This window comes from Bacillus swezeyi (genome assembly GCF_001969815.1).
Lineage (GTDB): Bacteria > Bacillota > Bacilli > Bacillales > Bacillaceae > Bacillus > Bacillus swezeyi.
The window spans coordinates 180774-200607 of sequence record NZ_MRBK01000004.1 but is presented as its reverse complement, the minus strand read 5'-3'; the positions used below and the strand labels follow the sequence as shown (position 1 = coordinate 200607).

Genomic DNA, 19834 nt, shown 5'->3' with positions numbered 1-19834 from the left:
ATAAGTGCTGTCCTTCTTAATCTTTAGAGTTTCGAACTTTTAAAATATTCTCTCATTTAAAAAGAAATCCTTCTATATATAGAAATAATTTTCAAAGATTCAATGTATTGGGTCGGTTTATTCAAACTTATGCACAAATTACTGTGAATAAGTTAATAAAATTGTGTATAGATGTAGTGGGGAATATATGTTCCTGCACTAAATATTGAATGATTATGTGGATATGTGGATATTTATTGTGGGTAATATGTGTTTATCCTTAGGATAATCTGTGAATAAGTCTTCGAGTCTGTTTTTCGCATGATTTAAAGGCGATTCCATCAGTTTTCAACAAAACTTCTAAAAACTAGAATCATTTTGCACACACATTGTGACAAACATTTTCATTTTACTGCGATAAGATAGAGCCAGAAAGTTTAATAGACTTGCTAGGTTTTAAAAATTTGAAATTGGAGGGATTTGTGTGAAAGGCTTTATCTCATTTATGAAATTATGGGCAGCCGTGCTGCTGAATTGGGTGATGCCTGTCAGAGAGAGTCAGGTGAAGGCTTTAACTTCAGCTGGCATTACATATCAACAAGCTGAAGCTTTTTCTGGCGGCTTTTCTGAAGCGGTTGTGGAGAAAGAAGAACGGTCTTCAAAATATCAGAGAGAGAGGATCGGCGGTTTGCGAAAAGATAGAATTCAGGAGGGCTGTAAAAAAGCGGTGAAAAGGGTGAGAGCCGGACCCGCACTTTACATGTGCGCATAAACAAGGTAAAATCCCACTCATAATGGGAAGTGGGTGAAAGCCTTGAAAATCTATAAAGTATTAAACAACAATGCAGCAATCATAAAGGAGGAGGGTCAGGAGAAAATTGTCATGGGGCCTGGAATCGCTTTTCAAAAAGGTAAAAATGACACCATCTTGAGAAATAAGGTAGAGAAGATTTTTACCATTCATGAAGAAAATGAAAAGTTTAAACAAATCCTCGAAACACTTCCGGAAGAACATATTGAAGTTGCCGAAGAGATTATCAGCTATGCGGAAGGGCAGCTGTCCGCACCGCTGAGCGATCATATCCACATCGCCCTTGTGGATCATTTATCATTTGCAATTGAACGAATCCGCAAAGGATTTGTTGTTCAAAATAAATTATTAAATGAAATTAAAGCGCTTTATAAAAAAGAATATGAGATCGGACTCTGGGCAATCGATTTAATCAAAGAAAAATTGGATATCGATTTGCCTGATGATGAAGCGGGTTATATCGCACTGCATATTCATACCGCAAAAATGGATGCGGAAAACATGCAGAAAACGCTGAAATACACGAACATCATCAAAGAACTGATAGAAAAAATCGAATGCTGCTTCAATCAGAAGATTGATGAAAACAGCATCTCATATCAGCGTCTTGTCACACATCTGAGGTATGCAATCAATCGGCTGGAATCAAATGAAGCGTTTCACGTAATGGACGATGACATGCTTTATTTCATCCAGCAAAAGTATCCTGAATCATACCGATGTGCGGCAGGGCTGGCGGATTACGTAAAAACTGAATATGACCTTCATCTTCCGGAATCAGAAGTCGGATATATTACGCTGCATGTCCAGCGTTTAAATGATTCCTATAGGTAATACCGCCTGATAACGCGCGATCAGGCTTTTTTTAGATCAATTTTCACAGAAAATGAAAAAAACAGTTGACGAAAGCGTTATCACATAATAAAATGAAAGCGTATTAAAAATAAATACCGGGGATTGTGACTGGTAAAGCAGGCAAGACCTAAAATTTGCTTATATGAATGGGGATCTTTAGTCCCGAATTCATTGGTGAATTTTAGGCCTTTTCTGCTTTTTTTTAAACAAAAAGGAGGAGTCATCATGAATCACAAAGAAATTGCCGAACGTCTCATTCAGCTACTTGGCGGAGAAGATAACATCATCAGCGCTGCACATTGTGCGACGAGGCTGCGTTTAGTGATAAAGGACGAAGCGAAGATCGACCAAGAAAAGGTTGAAGAGCTTGAAGGCGTCAAAGGAGCTTTTTCCAGCTCAGGTCAATACCAGATTATTTTTGGGACAGGGCTTGTCAATAAAGTGTATGAACAGTTTGCCAAAGAACTGAATCTTGATCAAAAAGAAACAGTTCAGCACAGTGAAGCTGCAAAGGGTAAAATGAATCCTTTAGCACGGTTTGCGAAAACGCTGTCAAATATTTTTGTACCGATTATTCCGGCAATTGTTGCAAGCGGTTTATTGATGGGTCTGTTGGGAATGATGAAGGCGTTTAATTGGGTCGACCCTGACGCAGCACTATATATCATGCTCGATATGTTCTCAAGTGCGGCATTTATTATCCTTCCGATCTTGATCGGTGTCAGTGCTGCGAAAGAATTTGGCAGCAATCCTTATTTAGGGGCTGTTCTCGGAGGGATTTTAATTCACCCGAGCTTGTTCAATCCTTGGGGGTTGGCAACTGCGTCACCAGATGTGATGAATTTTTACGGTCTCAATATTGAGATGCTTGGCTATCAAGGAACCGTTGTTCCCATTTTGCTTGCCGTGTATGTGATGAGTAAAATCGAAAAAGGAGTAAGAAAGATCGTTCCAAATGCGATCGATCTTTTAGTAACACCATTTGTAACCATTATTTCAACAGGATTCATTGCGTTTATTGCGATTGGTCCTTTAGGAAGACTGCTTGGTACAGGGATCACAAACGTCTTAACTTCTGTGTATGATTTTGCTGGACCTGTCGCTGGACTTGTATTTGGAGGGACTTACTCGCTTATCGTTTTAACTGGTGTTCATCATAGTTTCCATGCGATTGAGGCCGGCCTTATCGCTGATATCGGACGAAACTACTTGCTTCCGATCTGGTCTATGGCCAATGTCGCGCAAGGCGGAGCTGGGCTTGCCGTATTCTTTATGGCAAAACGTGCGAAAACAAAAGAAATTGCTTTACCTGCTGCTTTCTCAGCATTCCTGGGCATTACTGAACCTGTTATTTTCGGTGTCAATCTCCGTTACCGCAAGCCGTTTATCGCCGCAATGGCGGGGGGAGCACTAGGTGCAGCATATGTTGTCTTTATGAATGTTGCTGCAAATGCCTACGGTTTGACAGGAATTCCAATGATTGCGATTGTCGCTCCGCTCGGAATGGGCAACCTCATCAATTATTTAATCGGAATGGCCATTGCCGTTTTTGTTGCCTTTATCACAGCCTTTTTCTTAGGTATTAAAGAAGACGAGAAAAAGAGCTAATGGAGGGTTAATATCATGAATCAAGATCAAGAACTTCGCGAGAAAGCGATGAATCGGGTTAAGGAATATCAGGATATTGTCAACCTTGACCCCTACCGGCTGTATTATCATATCATGCCTCCTGTCGGACTGCTGAATGATCCAAACGGATTCATTCAGTGGAAAGGGGTTTACCACCTGTTTTATCAGTGGATGCCTTTTAAAACAGGACATGGGGCAAAGTTTTGGGGTCATTATTCCTCTGAAGACCTTGTCAACTGGCGTCACGAAGAGATCGCCCTCACACCGAGCGATTGGTATGACAAAAACGGATGCTATTCAGGGAGTGCGGTTGCTGAAAACGATCTGCTGCACGTTTTCTACACAGGAAATGTCAGGGATGAAGAGGGGGGCCGTGAAACCTACCAATGCCTCGCCGTTTCCAAGGATGGCATCTCTTTTGAAAAGCAGGGGGTTGTCGCAAGGCTTCCCGAAGGGTACACGGCTCATTTCCGCGATCCGAAGGTTTGGAAAAAGAACGGGCGCTGGTATATGGTGCTCGGCGCACAGACAGAACGCCTTGAAGGCCGGGCGGTTCTATTTACTTCAACGAACCTGAAGGAATGGTCATTCCTTGGCGACATTACCGGTTCAAATACAGAACAGCTTGATGAATTTGGATATATGTGGGAATGCCCGGATGTGATATCGCTTGGCGGCAAAGATGTCTTGATTGTCTGCCCGCAAGGTTTAAAAGCGGAAGGCTTCCATTATCAAAACGCTCATCAGTCGGGATATTTTGTAGGAGAATTAGATGAGCGGAAACCAGAGTTTAAGCATGGAGAATTTGAAGAGCTTGACCGGGGTTTTGATTTTTATGCGCCTCAGACAACAAAGGACGAATCAGGCCGGCGGATTTTAGTTGCCTGGATGGGCGTCCCTGATCAGAATGAACAGCATCACCCGACAATTCCGAACCAATGGGTTCATTGCATGACATTGCCCAGGGAATTAACTTTAAACAATGACAAGCTGATTCAAAAACCGATTCAAGAGCTCAGAACGCTGCGCCGAGATGAAAAAAATACTAAAGTCTCACTTCATCAAGCTGCCGAAAAGCTGGACATCGACCATCCTGAAAAAACAGAGTTGTTCATCACCCCGCAACTGATTGAAGAAGGGTTTGAGGTTTCCTTTAGAGGGGCGGCCCGCCTGATATACAACAAAGCGGACGGTACTCTCACACTGGAAAGAAACAGCTGTGTTGATGAAAGTACGGAAGTAAGGCATTGCCGTTTGAATGAGCTTCGGGATTTAAACATCTTCTTAGATTCGTCTTCGATTGAAATTTTCGTCAATGGCGGGGAAGAAGTATTTTCTGCGCGATATTTTCCTTACCCGGGAAATAATCATGTTTGGATCATCGCCAGAAAAGACATCATAATAAATGTAACTTCCTGGACGATGTCTTAAAGGGGAAACCAGCCTCTTCCTATTTCCTGTACAATCCCTTTGTGATATGCTTTTTTTAGATACTGTGCAGTTGTAAAGGGGTTGTTTTTTTGGATCAAGATCATCAGAAGTTGACAGTAATGGAGCTAAAAAAAATAGCAGATCATATTGAGGATACGAGGGAAGAGTATCGTGATTTGCTCCTTCAGGTGAAGAAGCTGATCAGCGACATTGAAGATAAAACAATTCCGAATGATGAACAAGTGCAAAAAAAGCTTTCAAACACTTATGAACAAATGAAAGAATACGCTCTTTTTGTTGAATCAATTGAGTCTTTTTTAAGATCCTCGGCCAGAAATCTAAAAACAAAACGGGAAAGCTGAAAGACCCCTTTTACTTAAAAAGTGAAAGGGGTTCTTTTTGCTCACTTGCCGCTAAGCCGCCAAGCGGAGTGTTTCGTCGGTCCGATGTATTCATTTAAACGGAACGATTCGCGGATCGCCTCCGTTATAAATTCTTTCGCTGAATAAATGGCCTTCTTCACACTGGAGCCTTTGGCGAGTTCAGCCGTGATGGCCGCAGAGTAAGTGCAGCCCGCTCCATGGGTGTATGGAGTATCAATTCTTTCCCCTTCTAAGACTTCGGCATCTTGGCCGTCAAATAAAACGTCGACTGCATGTTTATGTTCGAGTTTGCCGCCGCCTGTAATGAGGACATGTTTGGCGCCAAGGCCATGAATGGCTTTAGCCGCTTCCTTCATTTGTTCAACGGTTTTAATTTCGCCGAGGCCGCTGAGCTGGCCAGCCTCAAAAAGGTTTGGCGTAATAACGGTAGCAAGAGGGGCCAGAAGTTCCCGCAAAGCCTTCGCATGTTCCGGATACAGCACTTCGTTTGCTCCTTTGCATACCATGACAGGGTCGATGACGACATTTTTCATGTTGTGCTCTTTGATCGTTTTTGCCGCCAGCTCAATAATGTCAACGGTTGGAAGCATTCCCGTTTTCATCGCATCAACTCCGATTCCGTCCACGATGGTAGACAGCTGGGCGCGAATGACTTCTGTATCAACTGGGAATACCTGATGGTTCCAATTGTTTTCAGGGTCCATGGCGACGACAACCGTGAGGGCCGTCATTCCGTATACGTTCTTTTCCTGGAATGTTTTTAAATCTGCCTGAATCCCGGCACCTCCGCTTGAGTCAGAGCCGGCAATTGTCAGCGCTTTGTGCATTGTCATGTTCAGTCAATCCTCCACCATAAGAGATTCCATCCATAGATTGGTTTAGTTTTTATTATAGACAGCTTTTCATATGATCACAAATCATGGATACCAGGTTTCATTTATTCCAAGGTTTGCAATAGACTTGATTATTTGGCTGAATTGTACTGCGGATGATCAGCTGTATCCTTATTTGAAAGTTTGTACTAAAAGTCCGTCGCCTTCCAACCATTCAGCTAAAAAAATATTTTGATAGTCAGGTGAAACACCTTGAGATTTGATTTGCGATTTTAACCAAGCTTCAGTAAAGTCTAGATCATTTAATTCCTCCCATAGGACTTTGCCGTCTCGTATTAGAGTGACTGGTACATGAACGGGTTGTAAAGGCATATTGAAGTCTTCCTGAGTTGTTTTTTGATATTTTGACTTTTTTAAGATGCTGATTGAACCATTAGCCTCTAAATAACAAAAAGCGACTTCCCGAATCGAAAACGTTTCACTTTGCCGAAGCAAGCTTTGCAATTGGTTGATATTCATTCGGTTTTTTTTCAGTTCTTCACGATCGACTTTCCCATTTTTAATAAGAGCAGACGGCTTTCCCTCGAATAATCTGCGAAAAGATAGAAACTTTTGTGTAAGAAATTCGGTCGCAAAGAGTAAGAGACCCCATAACGCCATTGAGTAAATGACATAAAAAACGCCGGTTTGACTGTCGTATAATGCATTTCCCAGCAATTCCCCCAACACAACAGATGCGATAAAAGTGAAGGGTGTAATCTGATCGATGATTTTCTTGCCGACAAATTTGATGATGATAAAAAGAAATATAAATCCTGTTATCAGTTCAATCGTAAGATCGATGATTTTCATATATTGAAATACCCCAATCTGTTCTGCTAATGATTAACTTTTATATTTCCAATTGTTTATTCATTTCATACCTAATCCTTTTTGGCTCGTTTGGATAGCATCATATTTCATACTAAATATCCATTTAAGTAAAAAATGAGGAAATTTTAAAATGTCCTACTTTGGTTCATATCAAATTGTTCGTTTTGTGATTTATAATGGGAAAAGAAATGATGTAAGAAGGAGCGCATATTGCAAACATGAAGATATCGATCGTAATCGTAACTCACAATCGGATTCCCGCTTTGTGTGAATTGCTTGAATCCATTGCAAAACAGTCCATGAAACCATTTGAAGTCATCATCGTAAATGATGCGGGCGAGAAAGTCGACATTGTTCAGCGGCTTTATTCCGACCTGCCGATCAAGGTGCTCCATCTCGATGAAAATGTGAAACATGTGAAAGCGAGAAATATAGGGGTGAAAGAAGCATCAGGAGATGTTATTATGCTGTGTGATGATGATGATTTTTTCACTCCGTGTCATATGGAAAGAATGGCAAAGGCGCTGGAAACGGCTGATTTTGTATATTCAGACGCTGAAATTGTCTCTTTTGATGAAAAAGAAGATACAAGGATTCCGAAAAACAGGCACCTTTTTGCCTACTCTTTTGATTTGAAGGAAATGAGAAAATTTTCTACATATGTTCCTTCTGGAAGCATGTATAAACGTTTGCTTCATAGTGAAATCGGCTATTTTGATCCGGATGTGCACAATTATTGGGACTGGGACTTTTTCCTGCGTGCAGCTGAACAGTTTACAGTGAAAAGGGTTCCTGCCGCAAGCGTGATATATGCTTTTTCACAGCAAGGGGACAATCAATCCAGCGACCTTGGCGGCAAGAGACAGTATTATTTGGATGTCTTGAGTGAAAAGCATCAGCTTGGAAAGCTGCCGACGAAAAATTTTTTTGTGCTTCTTGAAGAACCTGCAATGAGGAAGAGGGAAGCGGAAAGTAACATTGTATGGGACGGCAAGCCTGTCGTCTCCAGACTTGTTCACGAACGCCAATTTCATTAAAGGAGGCTTAACCGTTGAAACAGATTTTGAATGACAGCTGGTGGGGACAGCTGGAAAATGAGTTTGAAAAGCCCTATTATCAAGAGCTTAGAGAAATGCTGAAAAGAGAGTATGCGGAGCACACCGTATATCCCGAGCCAAACGATATTTACAATGCTTTGCATTACACTTCCTATGAAAAGGTCAAAGTCGTCATCCTTGGCCAGGACCCGTACCACGGGCCGGGACAGGCGCATGGCTTGAGTTTTTCCGTAAAACCTGGAGTGAATCAGCCGCCTTCTCTAAAAAATATTTTCATAGAATTGCAAAATGATATTGGAGCGGATATACCCAATCATGGTTCGCTGGTCAGCTGGGCCAAACAAGGCGTCCTGCTGTTAAACACCGTTCTCACTGTCAGGCGGGGACAGGCGAATTCCCATAAAGGAAAAGGCTGGGAGCAGCTAACGGACAGTGTCATTGATGTTTTAAACAAGAGAGAAAAACCGGTTGTCTTTATTCTTTGGGGACGGCACGCTCAAATGAAAAAAGAGAGAATCGATACTTCAAAGCATTTCATTATCCAGTCGCCTCACCCAAGTCCTTTTTCGGCTAGAAACGGATTTTTCGGAAGCAGGCCGTTCTCAAAGGCAAATCAATACTTGGAAAAAATCCATGAAGAGCCGATCAACTGGACGATTCCTAACATGTGAAATCTGGAGAACCGCTAAAGCTTGGCGGTTCTCAGCTTGTTTAGGAATGTAAAGGAGCGCTGGAAATTTATTTTAGCAGTTTTTTGATAATCCTCAGTCCGTTCTTAGATGAGGGGTAACGGAATGAAACATCAAACCGGTTCGTCTGTTTTACAATGCTTTTTTCGTGGGAAAATGTTTTAAAACTGTTATGGCCGTGGTAATTTCCGATTCCGCTTTCACCCACGCCTCCGAATGGCAAATACGGAGTAGCCGCATGCATCAGCGTATCATTTATACACCCGCCGCCAAAAGAAATTCGGCTGATGACCTGCCGCTTTACCGATTTGTCATTCGTAAACAAATAGAGAGCAAGCGGTTTTGGCCGGCTCTGAACCAGATCAATGACATCTTCGATTGTTTCATACCCGATAACAGGTAAGATTGGTCCGAAAATTTCCTCCTGCATGACAGGGGACTCCCAATCCGCTTCATTAATAATGGCCGGTGCAATTTTGAGTGTGTCCTTGTGATATGTTCCCCCGGTCACTACATTTTCATTGTGGAGCAAGCGGATTAAACGCTCAAAATGCCGTTCATTCACGATTTTTCCGTATGCCGGATTGTTTTCCGGCGCATTGCCGAAGAACCGCTGAATCGCTTGCTTTAAGGCTTGAAGCAGCTCGCGTTTTATATCTTTGTGAACGAGCAGATAGTCAGGTGCAATGCACGTCTGTCCGGCATTTGTCAACTTGCCGAAGACGATCCTTGCAGCCGCCAGTTTTAAATCGGCATCCTTGTGAACAATGCAGGGGCTTTTTCCGCCGAGTTCGAGCGTGACGGGAATCAGCTGCTTGGCAGCCGCTTCCATGATAACTTTGCCGACGGGAACGCTTCCTGTAAAAAAAATATAGTCAAAAGGCTGCCGCAAAAGCTCTTGGTTGGCTTCAATTCCGCCTTCAATGACAGTTGCACATTCAGGCGGAAACGCTTCCTTGATGATTTTGGATAAGACGCCTGAGACTGAGGGAGCCAGCTCAGATGGCTTGACAACGGCTGTATTTCCCGCCGCAAGAGCGCCAATCAGCGGCGAAACGGCAAGCTGAAACGGATAGTTCCACGGTGCGATGATCAAGACTGTTCCATAGGGCTCGGGAATGATCATGCTTTTTGAACCGATGTGAGAAAGAGCGGTTTTCGCTTTTTTCGGCTTTGCCCACTTTTTTAACCGTTTGCTGATGAAGCGGATCTCTTCCAATACAATGCCGATTTCCGTCATATAAGCTTCATGCTCTGATTTATTGAGGTCTTTGTGCAGAGCCTCGAGAATGTCATGCTCATATTTTTTCAATGAATGTCTAAGGATGTCGAGCTGTTGAAGACGTTTTTTTATATCGAGCGTTTCCCCGCTTGAAAAATATTGTTTTTGTTTAGCGATGATCGCTTCGATTCGATTTGCACACTCTGCCATGCTCTGTTTCCTTTCATTTTTAGAAATAGAGGCTGCTTTTTAAGCTAAGTTTTTTTCATTATGTGTGAAGGCTTGTTCCGCTGTCAACTTCTCAACCTGCAAGGAAAAAGGGTTTTCATGCCGTTTAGCGGGCGGTTTCTTTGTTTTGCAAACGGCAGACAAGCATGGTCTGTATGGAAAAGAAATTTTTCAGGGACTAAAATAGAAAAGTGTATTCAGCATGAGAGAATGGAATTTGTTAAAATGAAATGGAAATCGAATACGGTTTGGAGGATCGAATTGATGAACATACATATATCAAGCTTGCTACAGAAGATGGAGGATGAGTTAAAAAGGGCGAAGGAATGCCAGCAGGAGAACGATTTAAAAATGCACGTTGCGGTCATTCGCTCCCTTTGCGACGTCATCGTTGAGCCGCAGAGTCCGGCCGTTCAGTCTTCCCCATATGTTCAAACGACAAAAAAGCCTTCGAGCGACCAGTTGATGCTGGAAAAAATGATGGGATCCGCCGGGGCGGAACAATATCAAAAAAAAGAGAAACAAAAACATGATGAAGACGGCAACGGAGACTCAATTTTTGATTTCTAGGAGCCGTTTGCTTTTTTGAAAAAGAGAGGTTGATGAACTTGAAACTGCTTTTTGGGGCTTTACAATGGACGGCATTTATTATTGCGTCTGCTATCGTGGTGCCCATTGCGATCGGGCAGTCGTTTGAGCTGAATCAGGCGGAAACGGCAGGACTGATTCAAAGCACGTTTTTCGTGTTGGGCACAACCGCCTTTATTCAATGCTTGATGGGGCATCGTTTGCCGATTAATGAGAGTCCGGCCGGGCTTTGGTGGGGAGTATATACGATTTATGCGGGGCTTACAGGAACTGTATTCGCAGCTTATGCTGAGACCCTTCAGGCGCTTCAAGGGGCAATGCTGCTGAGCGCGGTATTCTTTTTTATCTTTAGCCTATTTAAGATTATTGACAAGCTGGCAGTGATGTTTACACCAGTGGTGACGGGGATTTACTTACTGCTTTTGGTTATTCAGTTAAGCGAACCGATTGTAAAAGGAATCATGGGGATCGGCTACCGGAAAAACGAGATGGATGTTCCCGTCTTTTTGCTTGCGTGTGTTATTATGCTGGCAACGTTTCTGATGAGCAGGTCGAACGTTCCGTTTCTTAAGCAATATTCGATTTTAATCGCACTGTTTGGCGGCTGGATCTTATTCGCCGTTTTTGGAGCTGCAAAGCTGCCGGTACACACGGATGAGCTATTTCATTTGCCTGGTATCTTTCCTTACGGGGTTCCGCTGTTTGACAGCGGATTAGTTGTCACTTCTTTGTTTATTACAGTTTTATTAATTGTCAATATGCTGGCCAGCATTCGGGTGGTCGAAGGAGCCGTTAAGCAGTTTGAGAAGCTGGAAGAAAGAAAGCGGGCTCGACCGGCGGGGTTCATCGCCTCTGTCAGCCATTTGCTAAGCGGCCTGCTTGGAGCCGTAGGAACGGTGCCGATTTCTGGAGCGGCCGGTTTTATTCAGACGACGAGAATTTCCTCGAAAAAACCGTTTTTACTGGGGAGTCTCATCGTCATTTTGATCAGCTTTTTTCCGTTTGTCATGAACGCGTTTGCAAGCCTCCCGTCCCCGGTCGGCTTTGCCGTTAATTTCGTTGTGTTCTCGACGATGGTTGGGATGGCATTTTCCGAATTTGACTCTTATGGCAAGAGTGAGGCCGGCCGTGTCCGCTTTGTCATAGGAATTGCGCTGCTTGCCGGGGTCGGTGTCATGTTTGTTCCTGAAAGCGCCCTGGAAGGCATGCATCCTGTTTTTGTTTCCATTTTGAGCAATGGACTTGTATTAGGGACGATCATTGCGATTGCGGCCGAACAAATGCAGCTTAGAAAAAAGAAATTTGACAAAATCGTGTCATGATGCTGTGAAAGTTGAAATCTTGAGCGTGTACGCTATGATGAGTAGAGAAAGGCGGGCGATTGATCATGAAATTATTTTTAATTTTAGGTTCTATAAATGCAATGCTTGCAGTTGCTTTAGGGGCATTCGGTGCCCATGGGCTTGAAGGGAAGATTCCGGAAAAGTATCTTCAAATCTGGCAGACCGGCGTACAGTATCATATGTACCATGCGCTCGGGTTAATTGCCGTCGCCCTCATTGCGGGCAAACTTACTGGCGCGGGTAGTGTAACAGCTGCGGGTTGGCTGATGTTCGCAGGTATTATCTTGTTTTCCGGCAGTTTATATGTCCTCAGCCTCACGCAAATCAGCGTCCTCGGCGCCATCACTCCGCTGGGAGGCGTAGCGTTCATCGCGGCATGGATCATGGTTGCCGTATCCGCGGTCAAATACTTATAAACAGATTTTTAAATCCAATCCGGTTAAAAGGATTGGATTTTTTATTTTAACGGATACCGTTTCATGATAAATTTAATGGTATTAACAAGTGCGGAGACCCGGCTCGGCATTTTGATATTAGGGAAGGGATGTGCACGTGCGGAGCACCCGATCTCCGCTTAAAAAGCAATGAAAATCAATGTGATCATAGCGGATGACAATTCATTCATAAGAGAAGGCATGAAAATTATATTGAGTACGTACGATGAATTTGAAGTATTGGCAACAGTCGAGGATGGCCGCCAAGCTGTTGATTACTGCAGCGCCCATCATGTGGACATCGCATTGCTGGATGTCCGCATGCCGAATATGAATGGGGTTGAAGCTGCGAAGCTGATTTCCGGACAAACGGGGGCAGCGCCGTTAATCTTAACGACGTTTGATGATGATGAATATATTTTGGCGGCTATACAGAACGGTGCGAAAGGCTATTTGTTGAAAAATACCGAACCGGAACGAATCAGGGATGCGATTAAAAGCGTATATCACGGCCATATTGTCATGCAGGATGCTGTGCTTGACAAAATTAAATCAAATTTAAAAGAAAATAAAGAGCCGGAACTCAAGGTTGACCGAAGCCTATTTACTGAAAGAGAACTCGACATTATGGGGTTTATCGCCAAAGGGCTTTCAAATAAAGAGATTTCAAAAGAGCTCTTTATATCAGAAGGAACGATTGCAAACTATATTTCATCGATTTTGGGAAAAACGGGGCTGGATCATCGGACGCAAATTGCCATCTACTACTTAACGGGAAAAACAAACTTTTAACTGAGGGAAAACAATGGAATTGCGAATCATGTCAGGCAAGCTTATTTTAATGGGATTTATCATATACAGCTATATACAATCAGAAGCCGTCAATTTATCGTGGCTTGTGTTTTGCCTTCTGGTTTATTTCTGTGTCAATCTTGCCATTGCGATTTTTAAAAAAGGAATGGCGAAAAAGGTTTTAATCATCCTGTCCATTATGATTTCGGCTGTTTCATTCCTTGAAGTCCATTCTTTATTTATTTTATTGCTGCCTCTTAATCTCTATGAATGTGCAGAAAATATGCCGCGATCAAAGTGGGCCATGCTTGTTGTATCAGTCATTCCCGTTTTTTTCATTGGCGGGCACATTGCAGCTGTCTACGGATTAACGGCCGCTTTTCATTTTTTGCTGTTTTTAATGGCGGAACACGATGCAGCCAGAATCGAAAAGCTTGAAAATCATATCGATCAAACGAGAAAAGATATGCAAACCTTATCAAAGACTTTACATGAAAACGAAGAGTATATCAGACAGTCTGAATATACTTTTAAATTGGAGGAACGCAGCCGGCTGTCTCAGGAAATACATGATAAAATCGGTCATTCAATGACAGGTGCACTCATCCAGCTGGAAGCGGCGAAGCGGCTGCTTCATACAGACAAAGAGAAAGCTTCTGAACTGCTGCAAAACGCGATTAATATTTCAAAAGACGGAATCGAAAAGATCAGATTGACTTTAAAAAATATCAAGCCGCCTCCGGAACAGATGGGCATCCACAGACTGAAGCTATTGCTAGATGAATGTGCGGCCCGGCATCAAATCCCTATTTCTTTCGTTCATTATGGCGATTTGGATGCGATTTCTCATATTCAGTGGAAAATCATTTTTGAAAATATTACGGAGTCGCTGACGAATACGATGAAGTATGCCAAGGCGACACATGTATCGATCGAGATCCATGTCCTGAATACGCTTATTAAAACCGAAGTAAAAGACAATGGGAAGGGACAGGAGAAGATCAAGAAAGGCATGGGGATCATCGGAATGGAAGAACGGGCTGCATCTGTTAACGGTCAGGTCATCGTCGACGGTTCAAACGGATTTTCCGTCAACACACTATTGCCGAAACATGAATGATGTCATTTTTAAAATATGAATATTCTCATGTTCAAAAGGTGAATTGCTGCACTGCCGCGGGATTCATCTTTTTTTTATAATGGTTTCGTAAAGCAAAATGAGGTGAAAATATGAATGTATTAGAAATCAAAAATCTGACGAAAAAATTTGGCGATTTTGTTGCTGTTGACAATATATCATTATCAATAGCGGAGGGAGAAATATTCGGATTTCTCGGCGCAAACGGCGCCGGCAAAAGCACCACCATTAATATGATCTCAAGTTTGCTGCGAAGCAATGAAGGCGAGATTGATATTCTTGGCAAAAACATCGCTGAAAATCGAAAATACACGAAAATGAATATTGGTATTGTTCCTCAGGATTTGGCTATTTACGAGGATTTAACGGCGTATGAAAATGTAAAGTTTTTTGCGGGGCTCTACGGACTGCGGGGCTCCCAACTGCATGAACGCGTTAAGGAAGCATTGCGGTTTGTCGGATTGAGCGATAAACAGAAAAGCTTTCCGAAAAACTTTTCAGGCGGGATGAAAAGAAGGCTGAACATCGCCTGTGCCATCGCCCACAGGCCAAAGCTGATTATCATGGACGAACCGACGGTGGGCATCGACCCCCACTCAAGAAATTATATATTGGAATCGGTCAAAAAATTAAATGCTATGGGCTGCACGATGATTTATACGAGCCACTATATGGAAGAGGTTGAAGAAATCTGTTCACGGATCGCTATCATCGATCACGGAAAAATTATCGCGGAAGGGACGAAGAAACAGCTGAAAGCGATCATCACCAATACGAAAGATATTTGGATTGCTGTCAAATCCGCGGAGAATATCGATCTTGGCGAGTTAAAAACCATCAGTGGAGTCGAGGCGGTTTTACTTGAAGAAAATCTGATAAAAATCAACTCGGCTGCAGGCGTCAACAATTTAAACCAGATCATAGAGCAGCTGATGGCCGAAGGCGTTGAAATCCGCTCATTGGAAGAAAAAGCGCCAAACTTGGAAACCGTATTCCTAACACTGACTGGAAGGAATTTGCGCGATTAGAAAGGAGATTCATGGCTTGAATATAATCATCATTGCTAAAAAAGAAATCGTATCGGCATTTCGGGACAGAAGAACGCTCCTATTGATGCTGGCGTTTCCAATCGTGCTGATTATGATTTTGGGAACCGCACTGACGAACGTCTTCGATGATGAAGTTTCTGTCGGTGATATCCATGTTTTATATAAAGATCAATCGGATGGGGAATTTTCACAAGGTTTTAAAGCATTCACAAAGGGAGCGAAAACATCCGGTGTTCATTTCGAAAAAGTGTTAAGCGGTATGGACGGAAAACAAGAAGTCGAGCAAGGTCATTACGATGCTTACCTTGAAATCGCCGGCAGCAGCGGAATCATGCTCTACCAAATGGAGAAAAACAGTGTTAAAAACAGCATGATTCAAGGAATGCTGACTGCGTTTGCGAATCGGTACAACGCCGTGGCGGAGATCATCAAAGTGAGCCCTAAACAAGCAGGCGAGGCGTTTGCAAACAGTTCCCATGACGATTATATCAAAGAGACTTCACTCAACTCAGACAAACACCCCGGCTCTATGGACTATTACGCGGTTACGATGACCACGCTGATCGCGCTTTACGGGGCTTTACACGCCAGTTACTTAATCCGCGGGGAACGACTCGGAAAAACGGCTGACCGGCTGATCGCAGCCCCTGTTCATAAGGCTGAGATTTTTGCTGGAAAGCTGATTGGCGGGCTTGCGGTAAATCTGATTTGTATTTTGATTGTCGTTGCCGTCAGCAAATTTTTGTTTAAAGCAAACTGGGGAGAGCACTTCGGCCTTGTGCTGGCCGTGCTGTTCAGCGTCGTGCTGTTTGCCGTCAGCCTTGGACTCGGGGTCAGCTATTTGACGAAAACGGGAGAAGCGGCAGTTGCAGTTATTAATGTGTTGATTCCGCTCGTTGCTTTTGTTGGGGGCGCTTATTTTCCTATTGATGATGCGGCAGCTGTTTTTGCTTTCATCAAAGATCTTTCTCCTCTCACATGGACGAACGAAGCCATTATAAAAATCATATATACAAATGATTTAGCGGCGGGATGGCCCGCGATCTCTCTGAACATGGGTTTATCTGTATTGTTCCTGCTGATCGTCGTTGTCTCATTACGAAGAAGGGAAGGGCTTTAATGAAGGAAATGCTTTGGTTAGTGAAAAATACATTGAATGTAACTTTTAAAAAAAAGATCAATATCATCTTGTTTCTGTTTCTTCCGCTAATTGGCATTTTTATATCGCTCTTGATGAACGACGTCGGTGAAAAGACAAATGTGACGGTCGGAATAGTCGATTATGACGGCAGTCAGCTCACCGCAGACACGGCTGCTTTTTTGAAGGGGCTGGATCATGTTAATGTGAGCAAGGTCAATGCTTCTAAAGCGAAAAGTCAAATTGCCTCGGGAGAGCTTGATTGTGTCATTACATTTGATAAAGGATTTACTCAAAGCGTGATTGACGGAAAGCCTGATCATATCGGGATTGCATCTATCAAAGGCGCTGAAATCACAGGGTTTGTGAAGTCGTTTTTATATCATTATATTGACAATATCGCTGCAATCGGCAAAACTGCTCAAGGAGATCAACAGCAGTTTAAGAACATGTATACAAACTACCAGAACTCCAAAGTATCGTTGACATCCCACAAGCTTGAAGATTCGGAGAAAAACAAAAGCATGACGGATCGAACGGTTGGTTTTCTCCTGATGGCCATGCTCTTTTCAGCAGGAAGTTTGACTGAACTGCTAGTGAAAGAAAAAGAGAACAGAACTTATTTCAGGCTGTTGACTACACCGATTACGGCAAAGCAGTACGTCTTGTCAAATATAGCGGTGAGTATGCTTGTGATCACATTCCAAATCTTTTTTACACTAGTGATGATGAAATATGTTTTTTATATTGAAACGGGTATTCCATTTTGGGAAATGGCGGCAATTTTGCTGATATTTGCGTTAAGCGCCGTCGGACTGGCGTTAATCACGGTCGTCTTTGCGAGCAGTTCCAAGTCCGCCGGAGCTTTGCGGAATTTAATCTTCATGCCGACGATTATGCTTTCCGGCTGTTTTTGGCCGATTGAGATCATGCCGTCATTTGTACAGCGAATCGCCGATTTCTTTCCGCAAAAATGGGTTCTGGAAACATTTGCGAAATTGCAGGAAGGCCAGCATCTTCCAAGCTTATATTTGAATATCATGGTATTGTTTGCCTTTGCGGCTTGCTTTTTCTTAATCGTCATTTACAAATTTCAACGCAATAATGATGTGAGAAACTTTGCTTAATGTTCGCTGGAAAAACAAAAAAAGGGTTCGGTTTTATCATAAACCGAACCTTTTATCTTGGTGTATATGAGGCCATTGAATATGGGTAATCGTAAGTAATCGGTTCATCAAACGTAATGTAGTCAAGATAGACCATCAGAAGCAAATAGCGGGTCCCCGTTTTCCTGTCGCTTAAAATGATATGGTCGCGGCCGGCGGCTTCAATTTCTCCCCGAAAGACTTTTGCATTCCATTCCGGGTTGTTTTCAAATGTCATATATACCGTTGCAACTTTCCCTCGGTTGAGGCGCAAAATATTTTCAATATACGATTGCTCAAGCGGCAGCATGCCGGGAACACTTGGAGCAGTCGGCTGGCCTGTAGGCATTGTCGGAACCTGGACTCCTGCCGGCTGCGGCTGACTCAGCTGTACGGCGGGCTGCTGATAGGTTTGCTGACCGCCCATTTGTGTGTACGGCTGTGCTTGCTGCTGATACATGTGCCCTCCCATCTGCGGATAAGGGTTGGCGCCCATTTGCTGCCGGAAATCCGGCATTTCAAGCTCTTGGAGCGGCTGAAATTGATTTTTTTTAGGTTTCATTTCGTTCCTCCTCATTTCATTGAGTCAAAATCATACCTTCCAACGGGTACATGTTTAAGACAGTCTGCTATAAACACGGTTGGGGGTCTGATGTTAGGATGATAGATCAACAATTCTCATCCCTTTAACAGTATGAGGCGGGGGAATGGAATATGACGACTCATCATCTGAGGGAGAAAAAACAAAAATACCGCTCTATATCAGAGCGGTATTTCATCCATTTTAACCTGTAATGACTTCATCCTCGGGATGGCGGATCGGCGCTTTCTTTGGCTTGGCTAAAGTAAATGCCATGGTCAGCGGACCGACCCGGCCGATGAACATCATCATCATGATGACAGCTTTGCCCACAGTTGTTAACTCAGGCGTCAGCCCCATCGACAGTCCGACTGTACCAAAGGCGGAAACGACCTCAAAGACGATTTCCAGAAATGGCGCATTCTCTGTTATTGTTAAAACGAATAATGTGAAAAGCACGAATAAAAAACTGATGACGATAATGGCCAGTGCTCTCAATATGGTTTTCATTTTGATGGCCCGTTTAAACACGACCGTCTCGCTTTTCCCCCTTAGAAAGGTGATCGTTGCTAAAATCATCACAATAAACGTTGTCAGCTTGATTCCGCTTCCCGTTGATGCGCTTCCCGCACCGATAAACATCAGAACGATGATCAGCAGGAGGGACGGGGTCGTCAGATGTGCAATATCCAGAGTGTTGAAGCCGGCTGTTCTTGGCGTGACACCCTGAAAATAGGCGCCCCATATTTTATCTGCCAAGGACAGCCCCCCCAAGGTGCCCGGATTGGAGTACTCTAAAATAAAAATCGTCAGTGCGGATACTGTGTTGATAATCAATGTTCCGACGATCATTAATTTTGAATGGAGCGACAGTTTTCTAAAGTTTCGTTTTGTCCATAAATCTAAAAGTACGGTAAACCCGATTCCTCCGGTAATAAAAAGACCTGTAATGACAAGGTTGACGATCGGATCACCTACATATTGCGACAGGCTGTCCGACCACAGGGAAAAGCCCGCGTTATTGAAGGCTGAAATCGTGTTAAACAAACTATGAAACAATCCTCTTTGCAAGCCGTATTCAGGAACCCATCTAATCGAAAGAATAAGAAAAGCGACAAACTCAATAATGATCGTAAAAATAAACAAATGCTTAACTAAACGGACAAGCCCTCCCAAAGAAGTCTGGTTAAAAGCTTCCTGAACGAGAATTCTCTGCTGGAGGCCAATTTTTTTGCCGATCATCATGACGACTAGAACGGCAAACGTCATTAAGCCCAATCCGCCAATTTGAATCAGGCACATGATGACGGTTTGCCCGAAAACCGTATAATCTGTCCCGGTGTCTACGACGACCAAGCCTGTTACAGTGGTTGCCGAAGTAGCCGTAAACAGAGCATCAATCCAGGAGACATAGGTTGTTGAGGCGATTGGCAGCTTCAATAAAAACGCGCCGACTGCAATGATAATTAAAAAACTGAGCGCCAGTGTCTGCGGCGGACTGATATTGATCATTTTACCTTTTGCAAGATTTGTAGAAACCAATTTAGGCATTTTTTTTATCCTTTCTCCGCATATCCTTTCAAAATCATGAACAGCAATAGACGGCTGAAGAACGCGAGAATCCAATCCATTTCGC

At 43.2% G+C, this 19834-nt stretch carries 20 protein-coding genes; 15 read left to right on the top strand and 5 right to left on the bottom strand.

The window, feature by feature from the left end:
• Positions 1-463: 463 nt before the first annotated feature.
• From BTA30_RS03810 to BTA30_RS03790, 5 genes are all read left to right on the top strand, one after another.
• Positions 464-751, top strand: a complete 288-nt coding sequence (locus BTA30_RS03810; RefSeq protein ID WP_076759495.1) for a hypothetical protein — start codon at positions 464-466, stop codon at positions 749-751.
• 42 nt (positions 752-793) lie between these two features.
• Positions 794-1624: a PRD domain-containing protein gene (locus BTA30_RS03805; RefSeq protein ID WP_076759493.1), complete on the top strand. Its 831-nt coding sequence runs from the start codon at positions 794-796 to the stop codon at positions 1622-1624.
• Positions 1625-1870: 246 nt separating this feature from the next.
• Complete coding sequence (locus BTA30_RS03800) at positions 1871-3253, top strand: sucrose-specific PTS transporter subunit IIBC (RefSeq protein WP_076759491.1); 1383 nt, start codon at positions 1871-1873, stop codon at positions 3251-3253.
• 15 nt (positions 3254-3268) lie between these two features.
• Positions 3269-4705 (top strand): sucrose-6-phosphate hydrolase, encoded by a 1437-nt coding sequence (locus BTA30_RS03795; protein ID WP_076759489.1) that lies wholly within the window; start codon positions 3269-3271, stop codon positions 4703-4705.
• 89 nt (positions 4706-4794) lie between these two features.
• Positions 4795-5067 (top strand): hypothetical protein, encoded by a 273-nt coding sequence (locus BTA30_RS03790; protein WP_076759486.1) that lies wholly within the window; start codon positions 4795-4797, stop codon positions 5065-5067.
• 41 nt (positions 5068-5108) lie between these two features.
• On the opposite strand, the gene BTA30_RS03785 is transcribed toward BTA30_RS03790, so the two are convergent.
• Together BTA30_RS03785 and BTA30_RS03780 are read right to left on the bottom strand one after the other, a co-directional pair.
• Complete coding sequence (locus tag BTA30_RS03785; RefSeq protein WP_076759483.1) at positions 5109-5921, bottom strand: bifunctional hydroxymethylpyrimidine kinase/phosphomethylpyrimidine kinase; 813 nt, start codon at positions 5919-5921, stop codon at positions 5109-5111.
• Between the two features lie 171 nt (positions 5922-6092).
• The gene (locus tag BTA30_RS03780) at positions 6093-6773 is read right to left on the bottom strand and encodes a DUF421 domain-containing protein (protein ID WP_076759480.1); all 681 of its coding nucleotides are present in this window, start codon (positions 6771-6773) and stop codon (positions 6093-6095) included.
• A 239-nt stretch (positions 6774-7012) separates the two neighbouring features.
• On the opposite strand from BTA30_RS03780, the gene BTA30_RS03775 reads away from it, so the two are divergent.
• Together BTA30_RS03775 and BTA30_RS03770 are read left to right on the top strand one after the other, a co-directional pair.
• Positions 7013-7831: a glycosyltransferase family 2 protein gene (locus BTA30_RS03775; RefSeq protein WP_076759478.1), complete on the top strand. Its 819-nt coding sequence runs from the start codon at positions 7013-7015 to the stop codon at positions 7829-7831.
• A 14-nt stretch (positions 7832-7845) separates the two neighbouring features.
• Complete coding sequence (locus BTA30_RS03770; RefSeq protein WP_076759476.1) at positions 7846-8523, top strand: uracil-DNA glycosylase; 678 nt, start codon at positions 7846-7848, stop codon at positions 8521-8523.
• 67 nt (positions 8524-8590) lie between these two features.
• Here BTA30_RS03770 and BTA30_RS03765 read toward each other — a convergent pair whose 3' ends face one another.
• On the bottom strand, positions 8591-9973 hold the full coding sequence (locus BTA30_RS03765) for an aldehyde dehydrogenase (protein WP_076759473.1): 1383 nt from the start codon (positions 9971-9973) through the stop codon (positions 8591-8593).
• A gap of 282 nt (positions 9974-10255) precedes the next feature.
• Here BTA30_RS03765 and BTA30_RS03760 point away from each other — a divergent pair, with 282 nt between their 5' ends.
• The 8 genes from BTA30_RS03760 to BTA30_RS03725 all read left to right on the top strand — a co-directional run bounded on the left by BTA30_RS03760 (position 10256) and on the right by BTA30_RS03725 (position 17600).
• Positions 10256-10561, top strand: coding sequence for a YwdI family protein (locus BTA30_RS03760; RefSeq protein ID WP_076760249.1), 306 nt, complete (start codon positions 10256-10258; stop codon positions 10559-10561).
• A 38-nt stretch (positions 10562-10599) separates the two neighbouring features.
• The gene (locus BTA30_RS03755) at positions 10600-11901 is read left to right on the top strand and encodes a purine/pyrimidine permease (protein ID WP_076760248.1); all 1302 of its coding nucleotides are present in this window, start codon (positions 10600-10602) and stop codon (positions 11899-11901) included.
• Between the two features lie 65 nt (positions 11902-11966).
• Positions 11967-12338 carry a DUF423 domain-containing protein gene (locus tag BTA30_RS03750; RefSeq protein WP_076759470.1) on the top strand — a complete coding sequence of 124 codons (372 nt, stop codon included), beginning with the start codon at positions 11967-11969 and terminating at the stop codon, positions 12336-12338.
• Positions 12339-12506: 168 nt separating this feature from the next.
• A complete protein-coding gene (locus BTA30_RS03745; RefSeq protein WP_076759467.1) occupies positions 12507-13148 on the top strand; it encodes a response regulator transcription factor in 642 nt (213 codons plus the stop codon).
• A 13-nt stretch (positions 13149-13161) separates the two neighbouring features.
• The gene (locus tag BTA30_RS03740) at positions 13162-14268 is read left to right on the top strand and encodes a sensor histidine kinase (RefSeq protein ID WP_076759464.1); all 1107 of its coding nucleotides are present in this window, start codon (positions 13162-13164) and stop codon (positions 14266-14268) included.
• A 110-nt stretch (positions 14269-14378) separates the two neighbouring features.
• Entirely contained in the window at positions 14379-15314 is a 936-nt protein-coding gene (locus BTA30_RS03735; protein WP_076759461.1) for an ABC transporter ATP-binding protein, read from the top strand.
• 16 nt (positions 15315-15330) lie between these two features.
• The gene (locus BTA30_RS03730; protein ID WP_076759458.1) at positions 15331-16455 is read left to right on the top strand and encodes an ABC transporter permease; all 1125 of its coding nucleotides are present in this window, start codon (positions 15331-15333) and stop codon (positions 16453-16455) included.
• Entirely contained in the window at positions 16455-17600 is a 1146-nt protein-coding gene (locus BTA30_RS03725; protein WP_076759455.1) for an ABC transporter permease, read from the top strand. The genes BTA30_RS03730 and BTA30_RS03725 overlap by 1 nt, the downstream gene beginning before the upstream one ends.
• A 52-nt stretch (positions 17601-17652) precedes the next feature.
• Here BTA30_RS03725 and gerQ read toward each other — a convergent pair whose 3' ends face one another.
• Both gerQ and BTA30_RS03715 read right to left on the bottom strand, forming a co-directional pair.
• The gene (gene gerQ / locus BTA30_RS03720; protein ID WP_076759452.1) at positions 17653-18180 is read right to left on the bottom strand and encodes a spore coat protein GerQ; all 528 of its coding nucleotides are present in this window, start codon (positions 18178-18180) and stop codon (positions 17653-17655) included.
• Positions 18181-18402: 222 nt separating this feature from the next.
• The gene (locus BTA30_RS03715; RefSeq protein WP_076759449.1) at positions 18403-19749 is read right to left on the bottom strand and encodes a TrkH family potassium uptake protein; all 1347 of its coding nucleotides are present in this window, start codon (positions 19747-19749) and stop codon (positions 18403-18405) included.
• Between the last annotated feature and the right edge of the window lie 85 nt (positions 19750-19834).